The 19,862-nt window shown below is 48.1% G+C and carries 15 protein-coding genes; 8 read left to right on the top strand and 7 right to left on the bottom strand.

Annotated features, from left to right (window positions below; translation table 11 throughout):
• Positions 1-103 precede the first annotated feature (103 nt).
• Both H6995_03640 and H6995_03635 read left to right on the top strand, forming a co-directional pair.
• Positions 104-1,510 (top strand): M48 family metalloprotease, encoded by a 1,407-nt coding sequence (locus H6995_03640; GenBank protein MCP5214085.1) that lies wholly within the window; start codon positions 104-106, stop codon positions 1,508-1,510.
• Positions 1,511-1,622: 112 nt separating this feature from the next.
• The gene (locus tag H6995_03635) at positions 1,623-2,828 is read left to right on the top strand and encodes an NnrS family protein (GenBank protein ID MCP5214084.1); all 1,206 of its coding nucleotides are present in this window, start codon (positions 1,623-1,625) and stop codon (positions 2,826-2,828) included.
• Between the two features lie 130 nt (positions 2,829-2,958).
• Here H6995_03635 and H6995_03630 read toward each other — a convergent pair whose 3' ends face one another.
• Positions 2,959-3,309: a DMT family protein gene (locus H6995_03630; GenBank protein MCP5214083.1), complete on the bottom strand. Its 351-nt coding sequence runs from the start codon at positions 3,307-3,309 to the stop codon at positions 2,959-2,961.
• Between the two features lie 309 nt (positions 3,310-3,618).
• Here H6995_03630 and H6995_03625 point away from each other — a divergent pair, with 309 nt between their 5' ends.
• The 3 genes from H6995_03625 (at position 3,619) to H6995_03615 (ending at position 9,454) form a co-directional block, all read left to right on the top strand.
• Positions 3,619-6,546 (top strand): EAL domain-containing protein, encoded by a 2,928-nt coding sequence (locus tag H6995_03625; GenBank protein ID MCP5214082.1) that lies wholly within the window; start codon positions 3,619-3,621, stop codon positions 6,544-6,546.
• 395 nt (positions 6,547-6,941) lie between these two features.
• Positions 6,942-8,414, top strand: coding sequence for a glutamate--cysteine ligase (locus H6995_03620; GenBank protein ID MCP5214081.1), 1,473 nt, complete (start codon positions 6,942-6,944; stop codon positions 8,412-8,414).
• The gene (locus H6995_03615) at positions 8,411-9,454 is read left to right on the top strand and encodes a succinylglutamate desuccinylase/aspartoacylase family protein (GenBank protein MCP5214080.1); all 1,044 of its coding nucleotides are present in this window, start codon (positions 8,411-8,413) and stop codon (positions 9,452-9,454) included. The genes H6995_03620 and H6995_03615 overlap by 4 nt, the downstream gene beginning before the upstream one ends.
• Before the next feature lie 144 nt (positions 9,455-9,598).
• Here the strand turns inward: H6995_03615 and H6995_03610 are convergent, their stop codons facing one another.
• From H6995_03610 to H6995_03595, 4 genes are all read right to left on the bottom strand, one after another.
• Positions 9,599-10,657 carry a histidinol-phosphate transaminase gene (locus tag H6995_03610; protein ID MCP5214079.1) on the bottom strand — a complete coding sequence of 353 codons (1,059 nt, stop codon included), beginning with the start codon at positions 10,655-10,657 and terminating at the stop codon, positions 9,599-9,601.
• A 132-nt stretch (positions 10,658-10,789) separates the two neighbouring features.
• Complete coding sequence (locus H6995_03605) at positions 10,790-11,398, bottom strand: response regulator (protein MCP5214078.1); 609 nt, start codon at positions 11,396-11,398, stop codon at positions 10,790-10,792.
• Positions 11,310-12,608, bottom strand: a complete 1,299-nt coding sequence (locus tag H6995_03600; GenBank protein MCP5214077.1) for a sensor histidine kinase — start codon at positions 12,606-12,608, stop codon at positions 11,310-11,312. The genes H6995_03605 and H6995_03600 overlap by 89 nt, the downstream gene beginning before the upstream one ends.
• A 12-nt stretch (positions 12,609-12,620) precedes the next feature.
• Positions 12,621-12,830 (bottom strand): hypothetical protein, encoded by a 210-nt coding sequence (locus H6995_03595; GenBank protein ID MCP5214076.1) that lies wholly within the window; start codon positions 12,828-12,830, stop codon positions 12,621-12,623.
• Positions 12,831-12,998: 168 nt separating this feature from the next.
• On the opposite strand from H6995_03595, the gene bioA reads away from it, so the two are divergent.
• The 3 genes from bioA to H6995_03580 all read left to right on the top strand — a co-directional run bounded on the left by bioA (position 12,999) and on the right by H6995_03580 (position 15,495).
• The gene (bioA, locus tag H6995_03590; protein ID MCP5214075.1) at positions 12,999-14,303 is read left to right on the top strand and encodes an adenosylmethionine--8-amino-7-oxononanoate transaminase; all 1,305 of its coding nucleotides are present in this window, start codon (positions 12,999-13,001) and stop codon (positions 14,301-14,303) included.
• 162 nt (positions 14,304-14,465) lie between these two features.
• Positions 14,466-15,104, top strand: a complete 639-nt coding sequence (locus tag H6995_03585) for a phosphoadenosine phosphosulfate reductase family protein (protein ID MCP5214074.1) — start codon at positions 14,466-14,468, stop codon at positions 15,102-15,104.
• 142 nt (positions 15,105-15,246) lie between these two features.
• Positions 15,247-15,495, top strand: coding sequence for a GlsB/YeaQ/YmgE family stress response membrane protein (locus tag H6995_03580; GenBank protein ID MCP5214073.1), 249 nt, complete (start codon positions 15,247-15,249; stop codon positions 15,493-15,495).
• 45 nt (positions 15,496-15,540) lie between these two features.
• On the opposite strand, the gene H6995_03575 is transcribed toward H6995_03580, so the two are convergent.
• Together H6995_03575 and H6995_03570 are read right to left on the bottom strand one after the other, a co-directional pair.
• A complete protein-coding gene (locus tag H6995_03575; GenBank protein ID MCP5214072.1) occupies positions 15,541-18,597 on the bottom strand; it encodes an efflux RND transporter permease subunit in 3,057 nt (1,018 codons plus the stop codon).
• On the bottom strand, positions 18,584-19,738 hold the full coding sequence (locus H6995_03570; protein MCP5214071.1) for an efflux RND transporter periplasmic adaptor subunit: 1,155 nt from the start codon (positions 19,736-19,738) through the stop codon (positions 18,584-18,586). Before H6995_03570 ends, H6995_03575 begins: the two co-directional genes overlap by 14 nt.
• Positions 19,739-19,862: the final 124 nt, after the last annotated feature.

The following is a 19,862-nucleotide window of genomic DNA, read 5'->3' as shown; positions in this document are numbered from 1 at the left end:
AACGGCTTACCACAGGATCAAAAAACCATCCTTGCAAAGGAGCACCTTGATAATGGCTAACTTGAGAACAGCATTCGCCCTCACCTGCCTTATTTCGACTGTTATGACGATGTTTGGCTGTGCCGTCAACCCCGCGACCGGCGGTTTAAATACCGTCCTCATGTCAGAAAAAAAAGAAATCGAAATCGGCAAGGAAAATCATGAGGAACTCCTTAAAAAAATGCCGATTTACAATGATCCTGAAATCACCGCTTACGTCAATTCAGTCGGTCAGAAATTAGCCGCTAACAGCCATCGTAGCGGACTTAATTACAGCTTCACAGTGATCGACAGCCCAGACATTAACGCCTTCGCCCTACCCGGTGGTTTCATCTATATTAATCGTGGCCTCTTAACCTACCTAAACTCAGAAGCGCAACTAGCCGCAGTGCTCGGCCACGAGATCGGGCACGTCACCGCACGTCATTCGGTAAGACAGCATAGTGCCGGCACAGCGGCCAGCATCGTATCGACAGTGTTAGCTGTCGGCACAGGCAGCAGCGCCATTGGTGATCTTTCCAATGTTGCTGGCGCGGCCTTAGTCAGTGGCTATGGTCGCGATCACGAACTTGAAGCGGATAGTCTTGGCGCAGAGTATCTATACAAAAGCGGATACGATCCGCAGGCAATGGTAGAGGTGATTAGTATTCTCAAGGATCAGGAACAGTTCGCAAAATATAGAGTGCGCGAAGAGGGTGGCAAAGTGCAGAGTTATCATGGGCTTTTTGCATCCCATCCACGTAACGACACTCGTCTCCAGGAGGTAGTCGGCAAAGCTGGCAAGTTGGCCGAGACTCAAAAACAAACCTTTACCGGCACTTTCAGAGAACATATTGAGGGTATTGAGTTCGGTGAAAGCGACAACCAGGGAATCAGACGTGGCAGTCGTTTTTATCACAAACCCATGAACTTTTCTCTCGCCTTTCCAAGTAATTGGAAGTTACAAAATTCACCTAATTCGTTGGTCGCTTACCCGACCAATCAGACAGCTTTTCTACAAATGCAGGTGCAAGGAGATCTTGGTGCCTTGACACCAGAATCTTTTATCAAAACTCGCTTAAAAATAGACAACCTTAAAGAGGGCGAGGTTCTCGAACAATATGGACTGCGCGGTTACACGGGCACTGTCGCCGCCACCGAAAAACGCGGCCCGGTCAGAGTTGCAGTAATCTTTCATAAGGACCAAGCATTTTATTTTAGCGGCGTTAATCGCATGGCTAAGACTAAATTAAATTTTGACCCATTCTTCCTCGCCTCCATCAAGAGCTTTCGGCCAATGAACCCGGACGAATTCAAACTCGCGGCTGGCATGAAAATCAAATATATTCGCGCCACCGCAGCCACCAGCTACGCCTCTTTAGCGCAGAATAGTAAAATTGAAAAGTATGCCGAGCAGCAGTTACGTTTGTTAAACGGAGATTATCCCAGGGGTGAACCAGAGCCTGGCCGGTGGATAAAAATTGTAGAATAATCCTTGAGCCTCATCAAAATTTAGGCGATTTCACTCAATTCGATAAAACCACCCCTGTTACCCGATAGCAATATCCTGCACAATGAGCGCTTTTAATTAGTAGGATTTACTCATGTCGTTGAACATTGATGACAATCGTATAGCACTCGCTATCTTCCCTCTTTTTCGTTTAGCGTTTCGCCCTTTATTTCTCGGCGGCACGCTTTTTTCGATCATCGTTATTGCCTGGTGGTCGTATTTTTGGCTAAACCCATCCGACTGGCAGCCCTACGGCGGCCCCATTTGGTGGCACGGTCATGAAATGCTGTTCGGTTTTGGCGTCGCCATTGTCGTTGGTTTTTTACTGACCGCCGTGCAAACCTGGACTGGGGTTCTGGGCATCAGAGGAAAGCCGTTGATTGTGCTGGCTGCTGCCTGGCTGCTCGGCCGAGTACTACTAGCCTTTGGCGCCGGTTTACCCTTCTGGCTTATTATGATCGGCGACCTGACATTCCTAGTTCTTTCCGCTATAGCAATGGCTTACCCCGTCATCCGGGCACGGCAATGGCGTAATCTAATGTTTGTCCCAATTCTGGTGCTTTTAGCCTTGCTGAACGGTGTCAGCCATTGGGGTGTAGTCACCGACCAACCCTTGATTGCACAGACATCATTGCATGGCGCAATTATGATGTTCGTGTTAATCATCTCTATTCTCGGCGGCAGAGTCATTCCTTTTTTCACCGCTAATGGCGCAGGTGTGGAAAGAAAGGCTCCTCTGAAATGGCTGGAAATCAGCAGCATCACCAGCACGATTCTACTTGTCTCCGTCGCTTTTATCGGCTTCACCCGAGTTCCGGCAGCACTGTTAGTTGTGCTTAGCACGGTTGCCGCAATCACCAACGGTTGGCGCTTTATGCGCTGGGGCGGACAACACTGCGCCAGTATTCCATTGCTATGGTCATTACATCTAGCCTACGCTTTTATTCCTTTGGGCTTTATCGCGTTGGCTTTGTACGGTGCCGGATATATGGGAAATTTAAGCGCAGCTCTGCATTGTTTTACCGCTGGCGCTATGGGCGGCATGATTCTCGCCATGATTTCCCGCGTTACCCTCGGCCATACCGGCAGGCCGTTGAAGCCACCAGCATTAATTTCGCTCGCCTATATCCTCGTACTAAGTGGAGCGTTAATCAGAGTCATATTACCCGGCTGGTTTCCCGAAACTTCCGGCTGGGCCGTAGGTACGGCTGGCCTACTATGGATTCTCGGCTATGGCATCTATTGTTTCTATTATGCACCAATGCTGGTAACTACGCGCGCCGATGGTCGTCCAGGCTAATTGCGTTATCTTCACAGGGGGTGACAGCACGGTTACCCCTTCCAATCACTATCAAGACTAATTTGCTGAACTAAAATCGAACCAGCGTTTTGCCGCTAGTTGCAGGGAATTAGATCTCCGTAGCAGGGCTCTACACCAACTTGCTTCTAAACATAAAGTAGGCAGCGCCAACCATGCACAAAGCCGCCCACAGATAATCCAGTTTAAGCGGCTCCTTCAGATACATCACTGAGAAGGGGACGAAGATACTCAGGGTTATGACTTCCTGCATGATTTTGAGCTGTCCAACATTAAGCACTGTATAGCCAATGCGATTCGCCGGAACCTGAAACAAATATTCCAGCAACGCGATTCCCCAGCTCACCAACGCGGCAATAAGCCAAGGCTTGTTGTTCAACTCCTTAAGATGCGCATACCAGGCAAAGGTCATAAATACATTACTACAAATCAACAGCAGAATGGATATTAATATTGGATGCATACTCAGCCCTAAACACGATTCTAATTATTAATTTTCACCAGACAGATTCTAAAAGGAAAGCTCTCGAAGCATATTTCGCATCGCAGAAATATAAAGATATAGCTGATCTCAATCAATTTTCAGAAAGACGTTCTAAGATAATATCCTGATCCACCACTAAGTTGCCCAACGACTCTCTTGAGAGCCAAAATCCTACGCGGCAAACGCCAATGCATTTTATTTTCTTTCGAAGGACAGGATGCTTGTACTCTATCTCAGCAATGCTATCTTTAGTAGTGATAGCTTTTAAAGTTGTGGTGACTTAAGCGTATGAGAATTCTTATCGTAGATGATCCCCGAGCGGCAAAGTCTCTGCAATCTACATTACTCGAAACAGCTGATCACAACATAAAAATCTGTAGCACCGACAGTGACGCATTGGCGCTGACCTATTCCTGGCAACCAGATTTAATAATCTCCAGTATTGAAATGCCGCATCGTGATGCCTTCTCTCTCTGCCTTGAAATCAAATCCGATCCAGCACTTAATCAGGTAGGCTTCGTTTTCTATAGTGATGTGTATACTCACCCCGATGATAAAAATTTCGGCCTGGACTTAGGCGCCTCTCGTTTTATCACAACCTCCGTGGATGATAAAAATTTTCACCAGGAAATCCAGCATATTATTAATGACCAAGCAAACCGTCGAAATACCGCTAAAAACCATCTTTCGAAAGATATTATCAAGTTAAGTCGACGTCATGTGCAATTACTCTCGCGACGACTGGAAGAAAAAATATATGCGCTGGATCGAGAGCGTAAGGCGCTGCGTGAGAGCCACAATCTTAATAAGGTAATTCTCAATACCACTACCGATGCGATTCTCGCAGCGGATGAGGAACACAGAATACGTTTCGCCAATAAAGCGGCCGTTAAGATGTTTGGGCGCTCTGAGGCGGTGCTTACCAATATGCGAATCATCGATGTCTTAGCAAACCCCTCTCGAGATGATTATCAAAGAAAACTGAATGCGTATCTCAGCAGCGGACAGCTTGAGGCAAAAGAATGGCAGGCTGTCCCCATGTGCGTTATCAATCATGAGGGCAAAGAAATTCCGGTTGAAGTCTCTTTTGGCGGACATATTGGAGCCTCATCCCGCCTCTTTATTGCCACCATACGTGATCGCAGCGAACAAAAGGAAGCCGAGCAAGCCCTTCTGCTTTCGGCTAAAATCATCGAGACCAGCAACGACCTGATCTCAACGGTAAACAGAGATTTCGTTTATACCATGGTGAACGATGCATACCTGAAAACCTTTCACCTCAAACGCGAAGAGATCATCGGTCATAGCGTCAGAGAGGTACTTGGAGAAGACAACTTCGAGCAGATTGCCAAACCTCACTACGAACGCTGCTTTGCCGGCGAAACGGTCGTCTACCATTCCTGGTTTCAAATTAAAAACGGCGCTAAGCGGCATATGGAGGTCTATTACTACCCCCATTATGATACCGAAAATAAAATCCAAGGCGCCATCGTCTGCGTGCGGGACATGACCAAACAACGCTTGGCGGAGGATACCCTACGCTTAAGGGATCGTGCGGTCGAAGCCTGTAATAACGGTATCGTCATCACAGATTCACGACAGGAAGATAACCCCATTATCTATGCGAATCCGGCATTTTGTGCAATGTGCGGCTATAGCCTGGACGAAGTGCTTGGCCAGAATCCACGTTTTCTATTCAATAATAATCTGGATCAGCCCGGACTTAACGGCATCAGAGATGCACTTCGCAACAAAGCTGGCGGCGATGCTGTTTTGCTTAATTATCGCAAAGATGGCAGCTCGTTTTGGAACCACACCCATGTCGCTCCCGTATTCGATGAAAAAGGCCAACTCACCCACTACGTGGGAATCTCCAATGACGTATCCGAGCAAGTGAGTTACGCAGATGAGCTTCGTTACCAGGCAACTCATGACACCCTCACTGGCATTGCTAACCGCAGCCTGCTCTATGATCGACTACAACAAGCAATATCCAACAGTGATCGTCGTAAGGGCAATCTCGCCGTGTTGTTTATCGATATCGATCGATTTAAACAAATTAACGATACCCTTGGCCATGGCTTAGGTGATGAGCTACTCAAACAAATTGCCGAGCGCATTGAGCACCGTTTACGCAAAGGCGATACGGCGGCACGCCTCAGCGGAGATGAGTTTGTGGCCATCTTAAATGACGTCAACGACGATAATGCAGCCAAACAGGTAGCACAGAATATTCACGACGCCATCCTCAAACCCTTCCGGTTGCAAGGCCATGAAATTATCACTACCTGTTGTATCGGTATCAGCCTTTACCCCTCCACCAGCAATGATCCAGAAACGCTGTTGCGGCACGCGGACATTGCCATGTATCGCGCGAAACAAAAAGGACGTGACGCAATCGAACTCTTTACGCAAGAAATGTCATCGGCAACTACGGAGCGTATGAATTTGGAAACGGGGTTGCGCCGAGCCATGGAGCGCAACGAGCTAAGACTCGAATATCAACCCCAGTATGAACTCGGCAGTAACCGACTGATTGGCGCGGAAGCCTTGTTACGCTGGTATAGCCCGGAATTAAACCATGTTTCTCCCAGTAAATTTATTCCGGTTGCCGAAGATACTGGCCTAATCGTGCCCATCGGGAAATGGGTATTGGAGCAAGCTTGCCTTCAGCTCAAGCAGTGGCAAGACGCAGGTTATGACATCCCCTCGGTAGCGGTTAACGTATCTGGTGTACAAATCCACCGTAGTCATTTCCCGGAGACGGTGCGCGAAACACTAGCAAAAAGCGCTTTGTCAGCAACCCATCTAGAGCTCGAAATTACCGAAAGTGCGCTGATGCGCCAGGTCGAAACAGCCATCGACGTCCTGGATGAACTCAATCAACTGGGTATCTCATTAACGATCGACGATTTTGGTACTGGCTACTCCTCGCTGAATTATCTAAAACGATTGCCGTTGAACAAACTCAAGATTGATAAATCATTTGTCATGGGTATACCCGATGATACCAACGACGCAGCGATTTCACGCTCAATTATTGCACTGGGTAAAAGCCTGCAAATGCAGGTGATTGCGGAGGGAATTGAGACCAAACAGCAGTATCAGTTTATGTCGGAATCGGGGTGTAATGAAGGACAAGGCTTTTATTTTAGCGAACCTATAAGCGCTACCGAATTCGAGCGCTTGCTATTACCTCAAAAAAGCAATTTGTGACGAGTAAATTCATTCGCACAAAAATGGAAATATTAGTGATCTCAGTCAAATAGTTTAATCTCGTAATAGGTTACCCTTTGGCACTAAATTACACTTTCTAATCAACTAATAGGAATCTACTATGAGCTGCTGTGGTGGTTGTGGCGGTCAAGCGACTGAGCCAAAAAAAGATCAGGAACAAAAGCAAGAGCAAAACAAAGCGCAGGAACAACAGCCTGCTAAATCAGAGAAGTAACTAAAACACCCCTGACTCAGGGGTGTTTTTTTATGTGTCGTAAAACGCTTAAAAATTTCTGGTGAACTCCTTATTCTGCTGTTCTCCTAGTGCACAATCCAAGTGATTTTCTTTGCGGGCTAGGGTATAACATCTCCTGTCTAACGCTTGGAAAACCGCTATGGGATCATCCATTCAGCAGCGCAGCTACAGCCCAGAAGACCGCAAAAAGTTCTCACTTCGACTGCAGCAAAACCTCAAGCAACTGTCGCAACTGCTTGCACAGCCTAACTTTGGTGTTGGTAAACCCTCTCTGGGCGCCGAACTTGAACTTTCTCTAATTGATCCGCAAGGTAATTCCAGCTGGGTTAACGCTAAAATTATCGATCTCGCCGATGATCCACAGCTAACCCTGGAGCTCAACCGCTACAACTTGGAAATTAATCTATCGCCTATCGCCGCGGCCGGTTCACCCTTCAGCACCATTGCTGAAGAAATGACTCAGAAGTTAACACAGCTGAACCAGATCGCCGCGCCACTGAATACCCGTACTGCGTCTATAGGTATATTACCTACCCTAACCCAGCGGGATGTCAGCCGCGCTGCCATGAGCGACTTCCTGCGTTATCGTGTTTTAAGTGATGCCATCAAAGACTTGCACCAAGCGCCCTTCGAAATTGATATCGGTGGCGAAGAGCCGTTATTAATGGGCTTGACCGACCTCAACGCTGAAGGCGCCAATACCTCCTTCCAACTTCATTTGCGCGTTAACCCCGAAGCCTTCGCCGATTGTTATAACGCGGCACAAATGGCTACTGCATTGGGGTTAGCTATTAGCACCAATTCCCCTCTATTTCTTGGTCATCGACTCTGGGAAGAAACCCGCATTCCTCTGTTCAAACAGGCGGTGGAAACCCGAAAAACCAACGAGAAAGCAGAACACAGAGTAGCCCGTACCGGATTAGGCAGCGACTGGGTCAAGGCCAGTGCTTATGAACTCTTTCAACGATCAGTCGATGATTTTGCCGTACTGCTGCCAGAATGCGCCACCGAGAGCAATATTACACCCGACGCGGTCCCAGAACTGTTTGAACTACGTCTGCATCATGGCACCATCTGGCATTGGAATCGCGCCATTTATGACCCGGCGGCTGGAGGCCACCTGCGTATTGAGTTTCGTGTGTTACCGAGCGGCCCAAGCCCAATCGATATGGCGGCAAGTGGCGCATTTTTAGTTGGTCTGACGAAAGGCCTAAGCCATAAAATGGCCAAATACAGTAAACTCATCGAATTTGGTCGTATCAAAACTAATTTCTACCGTGCCGCAGAACTAGGGCTTGATGCGATGATTCTCTGGCCAGATAAAAACAATCGACTGAAAGAATCATCGGCGCAGCAATTAATTCAAGAACTGTTACCCTTGGCGAAACAAGGGCTACAAGAATTGGCGGTCAGCCCTAATGAGATCGAATCAATGCTTGGTATTATTCAGCAGCGCCTCAATAAGCGCATCACTGGCGCACGCTGGCAATTACAAACACTACAGCATTTTGAAAAAAGCATGACTAGAAACGAGGCTTTACCCGCCATGTTGAATAGCTACCTGGAGCAGGCCGATAGCGGTAAACCAGTCCACCTATGGTGCAGACCATGAGCGGCACCGCCTATCCCATTCGCTACTGGGAAGCCCCTCGCAGTGATGAGATCGGTTCAACTGTCGAACAATTTCTGGAGCAACTGGAAGGCCCAACCTGGATCTATTTTCCCGGACAAGATAATAGCCGCTGCCGCGTCGTCACCACCCTGCTACATGGTAACGAGCCCTCAGGCCTGTACGCAATGCACCAATGGATACTAAGTAACGAAACACCCGTCACCGACCTCTATTGTTTTATCGGCTCAGTGAGCGCAGCCAAGCATCCTCCCGGGTACTTCCATCACCGAATGATTCCAGGTAAACGCGACCTCAACCGCTGTTTTAGACCACCCTATAATGATGAGGAAGGAGTAGTCGCCGCCGACCTGCTGCATCGCATCACCAGTGTGCAACCGGAGGCCGTGATCGATATTCACAACACCTCCGGTGCAGGCCCATCCTTCGCCATTTGCACGGAGCTCAACCCGAAACACTTTGCCATTAGCTCGTTATTCACTCACCGCCTGATTATTACCGATTTAAAACTGGGTGCGCTCATGGACTACGACGACGGAACTTTCTCCGTAACCACCATTGAATGCGGCGGCGCGCATGATCCACAGGCCCATGCCTTGGCCTACCAAGGTTTTAAACGTTTCGCCATAACCCCGTCGTTATTCTCGGAGGCGCTGGATCAGACCATTTCCGAATATCCCGGGCTCGACCTTTACCAGCACCCAATTCGAGTCGAGCTCATCCAAGGAGCCGCATTGGCCTTTGCCAACACCGTCACAGAAGGCGCGGATTTAACTCTACACCAGGATGTCGAACGCTATAACTTCGGCTTGGTGACCAAGGGCACTAACTTAGGCTGGCTAGGCGCTGGCGGGTTATCGGCACTGGTAGCGCGAGATACCCAAGGCTATGATCATGTCAGCCACTACTTTACCATGGTGGATAATTGTCTGGTCACAACGCAGGATTTAAAGCTTTTTATGATCACCAAAAATATCCCCATCGCGCTGTCGGATTGTCTGTTTTATCTGGTCCCAATTTAGTGGTGGAATATTCTTTGTGGTGGTAAGTTATGTCGTATTTGGCAAGGTATCAACATAGTTCTTCTGGTACGGCAAGGCATCGAACAAAGCTGATAAACAGATAGGCCGCCTCACCCCATACTCACTACTCACGGCCAGAATTGATTAGCCAAGTACTTGCTCCAACACTTCCACCAACCGTTCACACTCATTCTCCGTGCCGATAGTAATTCGCAGAAACTGGTTAATTCTCTGGTGCGAGAAGTGACGTACAATGATAGATTCCTGCCTTAAGGCCTGACTTAATCTTGCCGCGTCTCGATCTGCATGACGAACAAACAGAAAATTCGCTTGGGAGGGTAAAACCTCAAAACCCAGGCCAGTTAAATTTTTCGCCAGCTTGTCGCGGGTCGCTATTATTTTATTGCGGGTGGCGTCAAAGTAGGCTTTATCCTGGATTGCCGCCACTGAGCCTGCAATTGCTAGCCTATCCAGCGGGTAGGAGTTAAAGCTATTTTTTACCCGTTCCAGCGCTTCAATCAGCATTGTGTCACCCATAGCAAAGCCAACTCGCAACCCCGCCAGTGAGCGTGATTTCGACAGGGTTTGAATCACCAGCAAATTGGGAAATTGATTGATCAGGCTGACGGCAGATTCTCCGCCGAAATCGATATAGGCCTCATCAACCACCACCACTGACTCGGTATTGTTTTCCAATAGTGCAGTAATTGCCGTCAATGGCAAGCCACACCCGGTCGGAGCATTCGGGTTTGGAAAAATAATGCCACCATTTGCTTGCACGTAGTCTTGCAGATTAATCATATAGGAATCGGTGAGCGGCACCGTCGCGTATTCAACCTGGTACAGACCACAATAAACCGGATAAAAGCTATAGGTAATATCCGGAAATAAAATTGGTAGTTCGTGCTTAAGTAGCGCCTGAAACACATGCGCTAAAACCTCGTCGGAGCCGTTACCGACAAATACCTGTTCGGTTTGTATATTGAAATTATCGGCAATGGCACACTTCAGAGCGTCTGAGTTAGGGTCGGGATAAAGACGCAGGGCGTCTGTAGTTTCTCCTAACAAAGCGGCCAACACACTAGGCGCCGGCCCATAGGGATTTTCGTTAGTATTTAATTTGATTAAATTCGACACCTTGGGCTGCTCACCGGGCACATAAGGCTCTAGCTTGCTGACAATCGAACTCCAATAACGACTCATAGAAAAGGTCCGGTAAAATTTAGCTACTTTTGGGATAAGGGGTAATATCGTAGCAGGATTTTATACGCTATTCCTGCAAATATCGCATCCTGTAACGAATGCCAGTTGCTGATAACTTAGGCGTATCAGATCCTAACGCTGCACTGGCCGCTTTGACAGTTTGCGCTGTAATGTCCGCCGGTGCATACCAAGCGCCCTCGCTGTCGCGGACACATTGCCATCGTTCTCAGCGAGCACTTTTTGAATATGCTCCCACTCCAAACGATTGACTGAAACCGGATTGTCGGCGACATCGATATCCGCGGCTGCCTGTGCGCTGAACGCTGCCAAAATATCCTCAGCATTCGCTGGTTTACACAGATAGTTCGATGCGCCTAACTTCATTGCCTGTACAGCGGTGGCAATGCTGGAATAGCCAGTCAGCACGACAATATTAAGCGCTGGATTGAGTTTCAACAGCTCCGGCAATAGCTGTAAGCCCGACTCATTGATCATCTTTAAGTCCAGCGTGACTCGATCAGGTTGAAAATCTCTGACCAACTGCAAAGCCTGCCGCGAGTTATGCGACTGCTCGACTTCCAGGCCGCGCTTGCGCAACGAACGCGCAAGCACCTGGGTAAACACTGGGTCATCATCAATCACTAATACTCGGTTATTCAAACTTACTCCAAAGTTCCAGCGGCATACTGAGTTCGGCCAAGGTACCACCTTCCTCGTGATTATAAAGCGCAACCTGGCCATTAAAGCGTGCTACCGTTGCATGGGATAAAAATAGCCCCAAACCTAGGCCCTTGCGCTTGGTAGTCACGAAAGGCTTACCCATTTTATCTGCTAACGCTAAAGGGATACCGGCACCGTAATCGCGAATGGTTAAGAGCATGTTCTGCTCATCCCAGGACAGCTCGATATCCACATGCTCAGGGCTGGCGTCACCGGCGTTGTTGAGCAGGTTGATAATGGCTTGATTCATTGTCTCATCGACACGCAGATGAGGACTGGCTCCGCTTGACTCCAGACGGAACTGACTGCAAACATCCGGACGCATCAACTGCCAGCGCTCCAATATGGATTGGATATAGTCCACCAGCACAACCTTTTCACCGGTTTCGCTTGTGCTGGCGGCGGATTTTTCCAGCATATTTTGCAACGACCGCGTACAGGCTTGTACCTGACTCTCCAATATCTTCAAATCCTCCAGCAACTCCGCATTATTTGCCTGCTCGTGTAGCAGGTCGTCGATAACGACCGCCATCGTGGACAGTGGCGTATTCAACTCATGCGCCGCACCTGCCGCCAGGGTCGCCACTGCCAGCAACTGTTCATCATGTAAGGCTGATTCCCGGCTTCGTACCAGCACATCATCCTGCTCGCGGATGGCCTGTGCCATTTTCACTACAAAATAAGTGATTAAGAGCGCGCTGGCGACAAAAGTAATCCACATGCCTAAGATATGCAGACTAAAAAAACTTTCTCGTTGCAGGGTATGGTCCATCACCATCGCATTTGTGGCAGCGGTAAGTGGTTGATAAAAAAATACCAGAAAGCTATAAGCAGCGATGGTTGAGGCGGCGATCAACCAAGTATAAAGCCAAGGTAATGTCGCCGCAGAAATGGTAAGCAAGACCAGATAATAGGAAATAAAAGGGTTCGTCGACCCCCCAGCGAAATAAAGCAATAAAGTTAAGGCAAACACATCCAGTGCTAGCTGAATAAAATACTCTACATCAGTAACCGGCCAGGGTAACCGGAGTCGAAATACGCTAACCACTGCCACCAACAGCATAAGACTGATGATCAGCACAAGCAGGTGATAGTGTAACGACGCACCCAGATAACTATGAGCGTAGTAAACCCCAGCCATCAAAACCAGCAACGCAAGTGCTCGAATGGCTATCAGACGACGTAAATTTTCCTTGGCGGCGGAGAGTGGTAGTTGTTTTGAAAAACGCATCGAATAAAATAGTTATCCGCTATGACTCATGGGCCAGTTCATATGGTATAGCCGCAGCAAACAGGCGAATACCATCCCCGCGACTCCCACTAGAAAAACGGTATCTATATCGTAACCAAAAACACTACCCCAGTTCGTCAAACCCAATATTCCAGCGGCCAGACAAACCAAAAAACCTAACAGCGCGGCGACATGACTACCCCAACCAAACAGCTGTTTCATACGGACTCCTTTTTATAGCCCATTTTTGTGCTCCCGTTTAGAAAAGAGACAACGGCACATTCTAACCCAATAACCGACAACAACACATCCGGCTAAACAATCGCTGAGTATTATTTCGTTGGTTGGCAGGATAGAATGCGATTTTTCCGAATCTATAAGCTGTGTTCTATGGATAACGTTACCATCAATCATTTACTTCAGCTCGACCAGAAACATACTTGGCATCCCTATGCGTCAATGATGCAGTCGCCGCCGATTTATCTGGTGGAGTCGGCGCAGGGGGTAAGGCTGAAGCTAGCAGATGGCCGAGAACTCATTGACGGCATGTCTTCCTGGTGGTCGGTGATTCACGGCTACAATCACCCACAACTTAACCAAGCAATTCGTGAGCAACTGGATAAGACAGCTCATGTCATGTTCGGCGGTCTCAGCCACGAACCGGCCATACGCTTGGCGGAAAAGCTCGTCGAATTAACCCCTGCAGTACTACAGCAAGTATTTTTCAGCGATTCGGGTTCGGTCGCCGTCGAGGTAGCACTGAAAATGGCAATTCAATATTGGCATGCTCAGGGGCAACCTCAGAAAAACAAAATGTTAACTATTCGCTCCGGTTATCATGGTGATACATTCGCCGCCATGTCCGTCTGTGATCCAGTCACCGGCATGCACGAATTATTTACGGATGTTCTCACACCACAATTTTTTGCTGACGCGCCCCAATGTCGCTTCGATGAAACTTGGAATGAGGGCGATATTCAGTCTATGCAACAATTATTACAATCACATCATGGCGAAATTGCCGCCGTTATTATGGAACCCATCGTACAGGGTGCTGGCGGAATGCGGTTTTATTCACCGCATTACTTAAGACGTACGCGCGAACTCTGCGACGAATATGATGTGCTTTTAATTCTGGATGAAATTGCCACTAACTTTGGTCGTACCGGCAAGCTATTTGCCTGCGAACATGCCGCAGTGACACCCGATATTATGTGTCTGGGCAAGGCGCTCACGGGTGGCTATATGACCTTAGCCGCCACCCTGACCACCGACCGCGTGAGCCAGGGCATCTGTAACGCAAAACCCGGCGTTTTTATGCATGGCCCAACTTTTATGGCTAATCCCCTCGCCTGTAGCGCCGCCCTCGCCAGTATCAATTTGTTGCTTGCCAGCCCTTGGCAGGAGCAGGTGCAACATATTGAAGACCAACTCAAACAGTTGTTGGCACCCACGCTAGCTTACGATCATGTCGCAGATGTGCGTGTGCTCGGCGGTATTGGCGTAATCGAAACCCAGCGCCCAGTTAAAATGCAGGAAATTACTGCTGCCTTTGTTAATGCAGGGATTTGGGTTCGACCATTCGGCAAACTGGTCTATCTGATGCCGCCATTTGTTATTGAAGATGCCGATTTGACGTTGCTGGCTAATGGCTTGGTTAAAGTGCTGGCGGATGAATCACTGCTGATGAATTAGATAGTGCAAACTCAATAGCGCAGCCAAGCCGTAATATCCTAATAGCATAATATTCCTAAGCTGGGATGCCGTAATATTAAGATTTCCCTTATACTTGCAGGCCACTTTGATAAACCACCTGTATCGACGACGGATAATTGCGTGCAAGAACAAACCACCACTTTGGACAATACGTTAGCAGACCTGGACCTAGACAAAATCAATACCGAACTTGCGGGTAAATCTGCGCAGGAAATTATTCGCTGGGCGATTGATTTAAACAGACGCACCATTACCACCACCACCTTTGGCGACCACTCGGCCGTGCTGCTACACATGGTTTCGCGCATTCAGTACAACATGAAGGTGCTCTGGATAGATACTGGCTACAACAGTTCTGCCACCTATCGCTTCGCCAACAAAATGATCAATGAGTTAGACCTTAACATTGATGTCTTCACTCCGCTTATTACTACCGCACGGCTTAATGTCATGATGGGCGGTATCCCCGACGTTGGTGACCCACTACACGAAGAATTCACCGAACAGGTAAAGCTGGAACCCTTTAAACGTGCTACGGACACGCTTAAACCAGAAGTTTGGATCACCGGTATTCGCAAGGATCAAACGGAGTTTCGCCAATCGCTAAACATCGTCACTCGCAGCAAAGAGGGCTTTATCAAGGTAGCGCCTTTATTAAACTGGTCGGAAGCGGAAATGAATGAGTATTTGACGAAGCACGACTTGCCCAACGAACCCGACTATTTTGACCCGACCAAAGCGCAAGAAACACGCGAGTGTGGGTTACATACCCGGTTTTAAAGACCTTAGCCGCTAGATATCCATTCTTCCATCATCAACCTCAGAGCAAGGTGCCATCTTAGAACTGGCAAACTGCCACCATTTGTTTTAGGCTGGTTTCGCTCATCAAACAAATGTCTTTTAGCCTGAGAGGAGATTTATTATGGGACTGTTCAGTTGGATTATTTTTGGTTTAATCGCCGGTATTCTAGCGAAGTGGATTATGCCAGGCAAAGATGCCGGTGGCTTTATCGTCACTAGTATCATCGGTGTGGCGGGCGCTTTTACCGGTGGATTTATTGGTTCCTTTTTCGGCTTCGGCGGTGTCGACGGCTTTAATCTTGCCAGCTTTGCCACAGCCGTTTTAGGGGCAATTTTATTACTCGTTATCTATCGCGCCATCAAATCTTGAAAGATTGCTGCCCATAAGTGCTGCGCGCACTCAAGGTACACAGCACTATTGAGAAACCGCTGGAATCGCAACTGAGTTTTGATGATCCTTGGCGACATAACTGTAGACGACGGGCACTACAAACAAGGTAAACAGGGTGCCTACAGTCATACCGGTAGCAATGACCAAACCAATATTATGGCGGCTCACAGCACCCGCACCTGTGGCGAAAATCAAGGGTACCACGCCTAACACCATCGCAGCGGTGGTCATTAGTACCGGTCGTAATCGTACTGCCGCCGACTCACTAATAGCATCGATGCGTGACATCCCTTCTCGCTGTAATTGATTAGCAAACTCAACAATCAGTATTCCGTGTTTGCTGATCAGCCCGATCAGTGTAATCAGGCCTATCTGACTATAGATATTCAGCGTCACAAAACCCAGCGTAATGGGGATCAACGCACCACAAATTGACAACGGCACACTGATGAGAATAACCAGTGGATCACGAAAGCTCTCAAACTGAGCCGCTAACACTAAAAAAATAGCGATCAGGGACAGGGCAAAGGTCACATAAAGCTTGCTACCTTCAGTAATAAATTGTCTAGACTGACCATCGTAATCCACTGAAAACCCTTCCGGAAGTATTTCCCGTGATTTACGTTCGAGGAATTGCAACGCATCACCCATGCTCACTCCCGGTGTCATCATGCCCTCTAGTTTGACGGAGTTAAGCTGTTGAAACTGATTCAGGCTTACTGGCTGTGCGATTGTTTGCATACTGATTACAGTGCCTAGGGTAACCTGTTCGCCACTCACCGTTCTGACATAATAATGATTCAGCCAGGACGGATCTGTCCTCGCACCCGCAACCGCCTGTGGGATGACTTTATAACTTCGACCCTCCACCGAAAAACGGTTAAGCCAACCCTCACCAAGCAGGGTTGACAACGCTGAGCCAATGGCCTCCATACTGATCCCCATCTGAGCGGCTTTATCCCGGTCAATGGAAATACGGACTTCCGGCTTGGAAAATTTCAGATCGCTATCAATAAACATGAAAAGACCGCTTTTCCGCGCTTCTAACGCCATCTGATCCGCCAATTGTGCTAGCGAAGGATAATCGCTGGTGGTATTAATCACAAATTGGATTGGTGCGCCGCCACCCGCGCCAGGTAAGGATTCTCGGGAGAAAATAAATACATCTATGCCGGGTATTTTATCCACTTCAGCCTGCACTAAAGGTTGAATTTCCATGGCTGTCCGTTGCCGTTCATTCCAAGGGGTGAACCCGAGCACACCAAAAGATGAATTTTGCGCACCAGACTGGTTGACTCTCACCGACACTTCAAACTCGGGTAATTGTTCAAAAATCGCATCAAAATTTTCAGTATGCCGGTTGAGGTAATTGATGTTGGCGTAGTTAGGCGATTTAGATGCCAGGAATAATGACCCCTGATCTTCCTGAGGCGCCAGTTCACTACGTGCGAACATCATCAAAAAGGGAATACTGACAAACACCAATAAGGCGAACACAACCACGACAGGACGATAGTTCAGCGTACCCTGCAAAGTCCCCAGATAGCTGTTTTTTAACTTACCAAAAATAATATCCAACTTCTTTGCCAGCGCACTCTCCTCCGTCCCGCCGCGCATGAGTTTTGAACACATCATGGGGGACAGGGTCAACGCCACCACACCGGAAATGATAACTGCTCCCGCCAATGAAAAAGCGAATTCGCTAAACAAGGTTCCGGTGATACCCGTGAGAAAGCCTATGGGCGCATACACAGCGGCCAAGGTTAGCGTCATGGAAATGACAGGCGTGGCAATTTCCCGTGCTCCCTGAATCGCCGCTTGCAGAGGCGCTAACCCCTCTTCAATATGACGGTGAATATTCTCAACCACCACAATGGCATCATCCACCACCAGACCAATGGCTAATACCAGCGCCAATAAGGTAAGCAGGTTAATAGTGTAGCCCAGCGTCCACATCAGGAAAATCGTACCGACCAGCGAAAGTGGAATCGCCACCACCGGAATCACAACGGTACGAATTTCACCCAGGAACAAAAACACCACCAATATGACAATTAATGCCGCTTCCAGTAGCGTTTTCGCCACTTCGTCGATGGATGACTGAATAAACTTGGTGGAATCATAAATCACTTCCACTTCAGTGCCCCTGGGCAGCTCCGACTGCAGCTTGGCCAAAGATGTTTTGACTCGCTGACTCACCTCCAACGGGTTAGCGGTGGGCGTCGCCGACACACCAATAAAGACCGCAGGATTACCATTAAAGAATACACCACTATCAAAATTTTCTGCGCTGAGCTCAACCTTTGCAATATCTTTCACTTTCACCAATACATCGCCTTTCTGAATGACGACGATATTTTCAAATCCTGCCACCGTGCTCAGATCTGTATTGGCTTTCACTTGAGTCGCGATCCATTCGCCTTTAGTTTGTCCTGCGGTAGAAAGGAAGTGATTACGCTGGATGGCCGCATTCAGTTCATCGGCAGTGATATCATGTGCCGCCATTTTCAATGGGTCTAACCAGATTCGCATGGCAAATTTACGCGCACCAAAAATCTCGGCACTGGCGACCCCTTCCAAAGTCGCAAATTTTGGTACGACTACGCGGGTCAAGTAATCAGTGACCTGCTCATCCGTCATTGAGTCGCTATTAGTCCTGATATACATCAGGGCAGAACCTCTGCTGGTTCCCTTTTTAATAACAGGGTCTTCGGACTCCTTTGGCAATTCACCGCGAACCTCTGCAACCTTCGCCATAATTTCCGTCAACACCTGGTCAGAATCGTAGCTAGGGTTAATATGTGCAACAACACTGGAGCTGCTGTTCACACTGCTGGAAGTGATATAGTCAATACCCTCTGCACCAGCAATCGCCTGCTGCACCGGCGTAGTGATAAAGCCCTGCACCAGATCCGTACTAGCACCGACATAGACGGTTGATACTGTCACCACCGCTTCTTCAATCTTGGGATATTGACGAATACTCAGCTGGTCAAAGGCATTCATGCCCAGCAATAAAATAAAAAGGTTAATAACTGTGGCGAGTACCGGTCTTTTGATAAACAGATCAGTGAACTTCATAAGACGCTTCACCGTTGGCTGTTTCAGGGATAGCGCTGTGACTCTTCAGAGCTTCACTATTGGCAAGCGCAATCGTAGTACCATTTTTCAGTTTGACCTGCCCGTCAATCACAATCAAATCACCTGCCGCAACCCCTGACTTAATGGCAACTCGATCGCCCCTGGCATCGCCACTAACGATACTGACACGCTGTGCGATCAATTGTGGCGCACCCTTTTCGTCCGCTCCCTGTTGATTCACCTTGAATACTGATTCGCCATAAAGGGAATAGGTCACCGCCGTTTGCGGTAGTGTTACCACCCTGTCATTTTGCTTAAGCATCAATTTTACGGCGGCAAACATTCCCGGCAATAATAGTCCTTGCGAATTATCAAACTGGGCTCGTACCAGAATGTTGCGGGTGCTGGCATCGACCTTGGCGTTAAGCGCTTTGACTCTGGCTTTAAACGTCTCTCCAGGATAGGCATCGACAGAGAATATTAACTCCTGGTCCAGATAGATCTGTGTGTAATCCTGTTCGGGTAAACTAAAATCCAGATAAAAGGCATCCATCGCCTGCAAGGTCGTTAAGGCATCACCCTTGGATAGATACTGCCCCAAATTCACCCTGCGAATGCCCACCTTACCGGAAAATGGCGCCCTGATTTTCTTCTTGGCAATAGTCGCTTTGGTTTGCTCAACCAGAGCGTAGACTTCGTCCAGCTCCGCACGACTGCGGTCACTCTGCTCCTGAGAAGTCAGTCGTTTTTGAATAAGCTTTTCATCGCGCTGGAAGTTTAATTGGGCTAATTTCAGACGCGCCTGAAAACTTTTTAAATTCGCCTGCTCCACCTCATCATCAATTTCCAGCAGTAACTCCCCCTGTTTCACAAACTGGCCCGACTGAAAGTGAATTGCTTTTACCTTACCCTCTACTTCGCCGCTCAGATCAACACCATTGACAGCACTTAAGGTGCCAATGGCTGAAAGATAGGGCTGCCAGGTTTCTTCGCGGGCATACTCAGCGGACACTACTCTGGGCGGAGGCGTAAAGTTGGCAAAATACTCACCCATAAAATGTCGTTCAACTAGTTTGTATCCGAAGATGCCGCCAAATACCAAGGCAACGCCCAACAACATCAAAACCATCCGCTTTAACATAACTAATTCCGATTTAACCTCTAGTGAACCAAAACAACTGTGAACCAAGACAAATTGCTGTAAAGCCCGACATTCTATATGCTTTGAGGCTAAACCAAAAACCCTAAGACTGAGTAATTTTGGA

It is taken from the genome of Pseudomonadales bacterium (assembly GCA_024234615.1).
GTDB lineage: Bacteria > Pseudomonadota > Gammaproteobacteria > Pseudomonadales > IMCC2047 > JAJFKB01.
This window is presented reverse-complemented; position numbering and strand designations above follow the sequence as displayed.

What these genes read in the sequence shown, in the direction of transcription:
- H6995_03600 (MCP5214077.1), bottom strand. Translation starts at nt 12,608, where the DNA reads ATGCGTTTTTCAAAACAACTACCACTCTCCGCCGCCAAGGAAAATTTA.
- H6995_03625 (MCP5214082.1), top strand. Translation starts at nt 3,619, where the DNA reads ATGAGAATTCTTATCGTAGATGATCCCCGAGCGGCAAAGTCTCTGCAA.
- H6995_03620 (MCP5214081.1), top strand. Translation starts at nt 6,942, where the DNA reads ATGGGATCATCCATTCAGCAGCGCAGCTACAGCCCAGAAGACCGCAAA.
- H6995_03635 (MCP5214084.1), top strand. Translation starts at nt 1,623, where the DNA reads ATGTCGTTGAACATTGATGACAATCGTATAGCACTCGCTATCTTCCCT.
- H6995_03570 (MCP5214071.1), bottom strand. Translation starts at nt 19,738, where the DNA reads ATGTTAAAGCGGATGGTTTTGATGTTGTTGGGCGTTGCCTTGGTATTT.
- H6995_03615 (MCP5214080.1), top strand. Translation starts at nt 8,411, where the DNA reads ATGAGCGGCACCGCCTATCCCATTCGCTACTGGGAAGCCCCTCGCAGT.
- H6995_03630 (MCP5214083.1), bottom strand. Translation starts at nt 3,309, where the DNA reads ATGCATCCAATATTAATATCCATTCTGCTGTTGATTTGTAGTAATGTA.
- bioA (MCP5214075.1), top strand. Translation starts at nt 12,999, where the DNA reads ATGGATAACGTTACCATCAATCATTTACTTCAGCTCGACCAGAAACAT.
- H6995_03575 (MCP5214072.1), bottom strand. Translation starts at nt 18,597, where the DNA reads ATGAAGTTCACTGATCTGTTTATCAAAAGACCGGTACTCGCCACAGTT.
- H6995_03640 (MCP5214085.1), top strand. Translation starts at nt 104, where the DNA reads ATGACGATGTTTGGCTGTGCCGTCAACCCCGCGACCGGCGGTTTAAAT.
- H6995_03605 (MCP5214078.1), bottom strand. Translation starts at nt 11,398, where the DNA reads ATGGCCAGGTTGCGCTTTATAATCACGAGGAAGGTGGTACCTTGGCCG.
- H6995_03595 (MCP5214076.1), bottom strand. Translation starts at nt 12,830, where the DNA reads ATGAAACAGCTGTTTGGTTGGGGTAGTCATGTCGCCGCGCTGTTAGGT.
- H6995_03580 (MCP5214073.1), top strand. Translation starts at nt 15,247, where the DNA reads ATGGGACTGTTCAGTTGGATTATTTTTGGTTTAATCGCCGGTATTCTA.
- H6995_03610 (MCP5214079.1), bottom strand. Translation starts at nt 10,657, where the DNA reads ATGAGTCGTTATTGGAGTTCGATTGTCAGCAAGCTAGAGCCTTATGTG.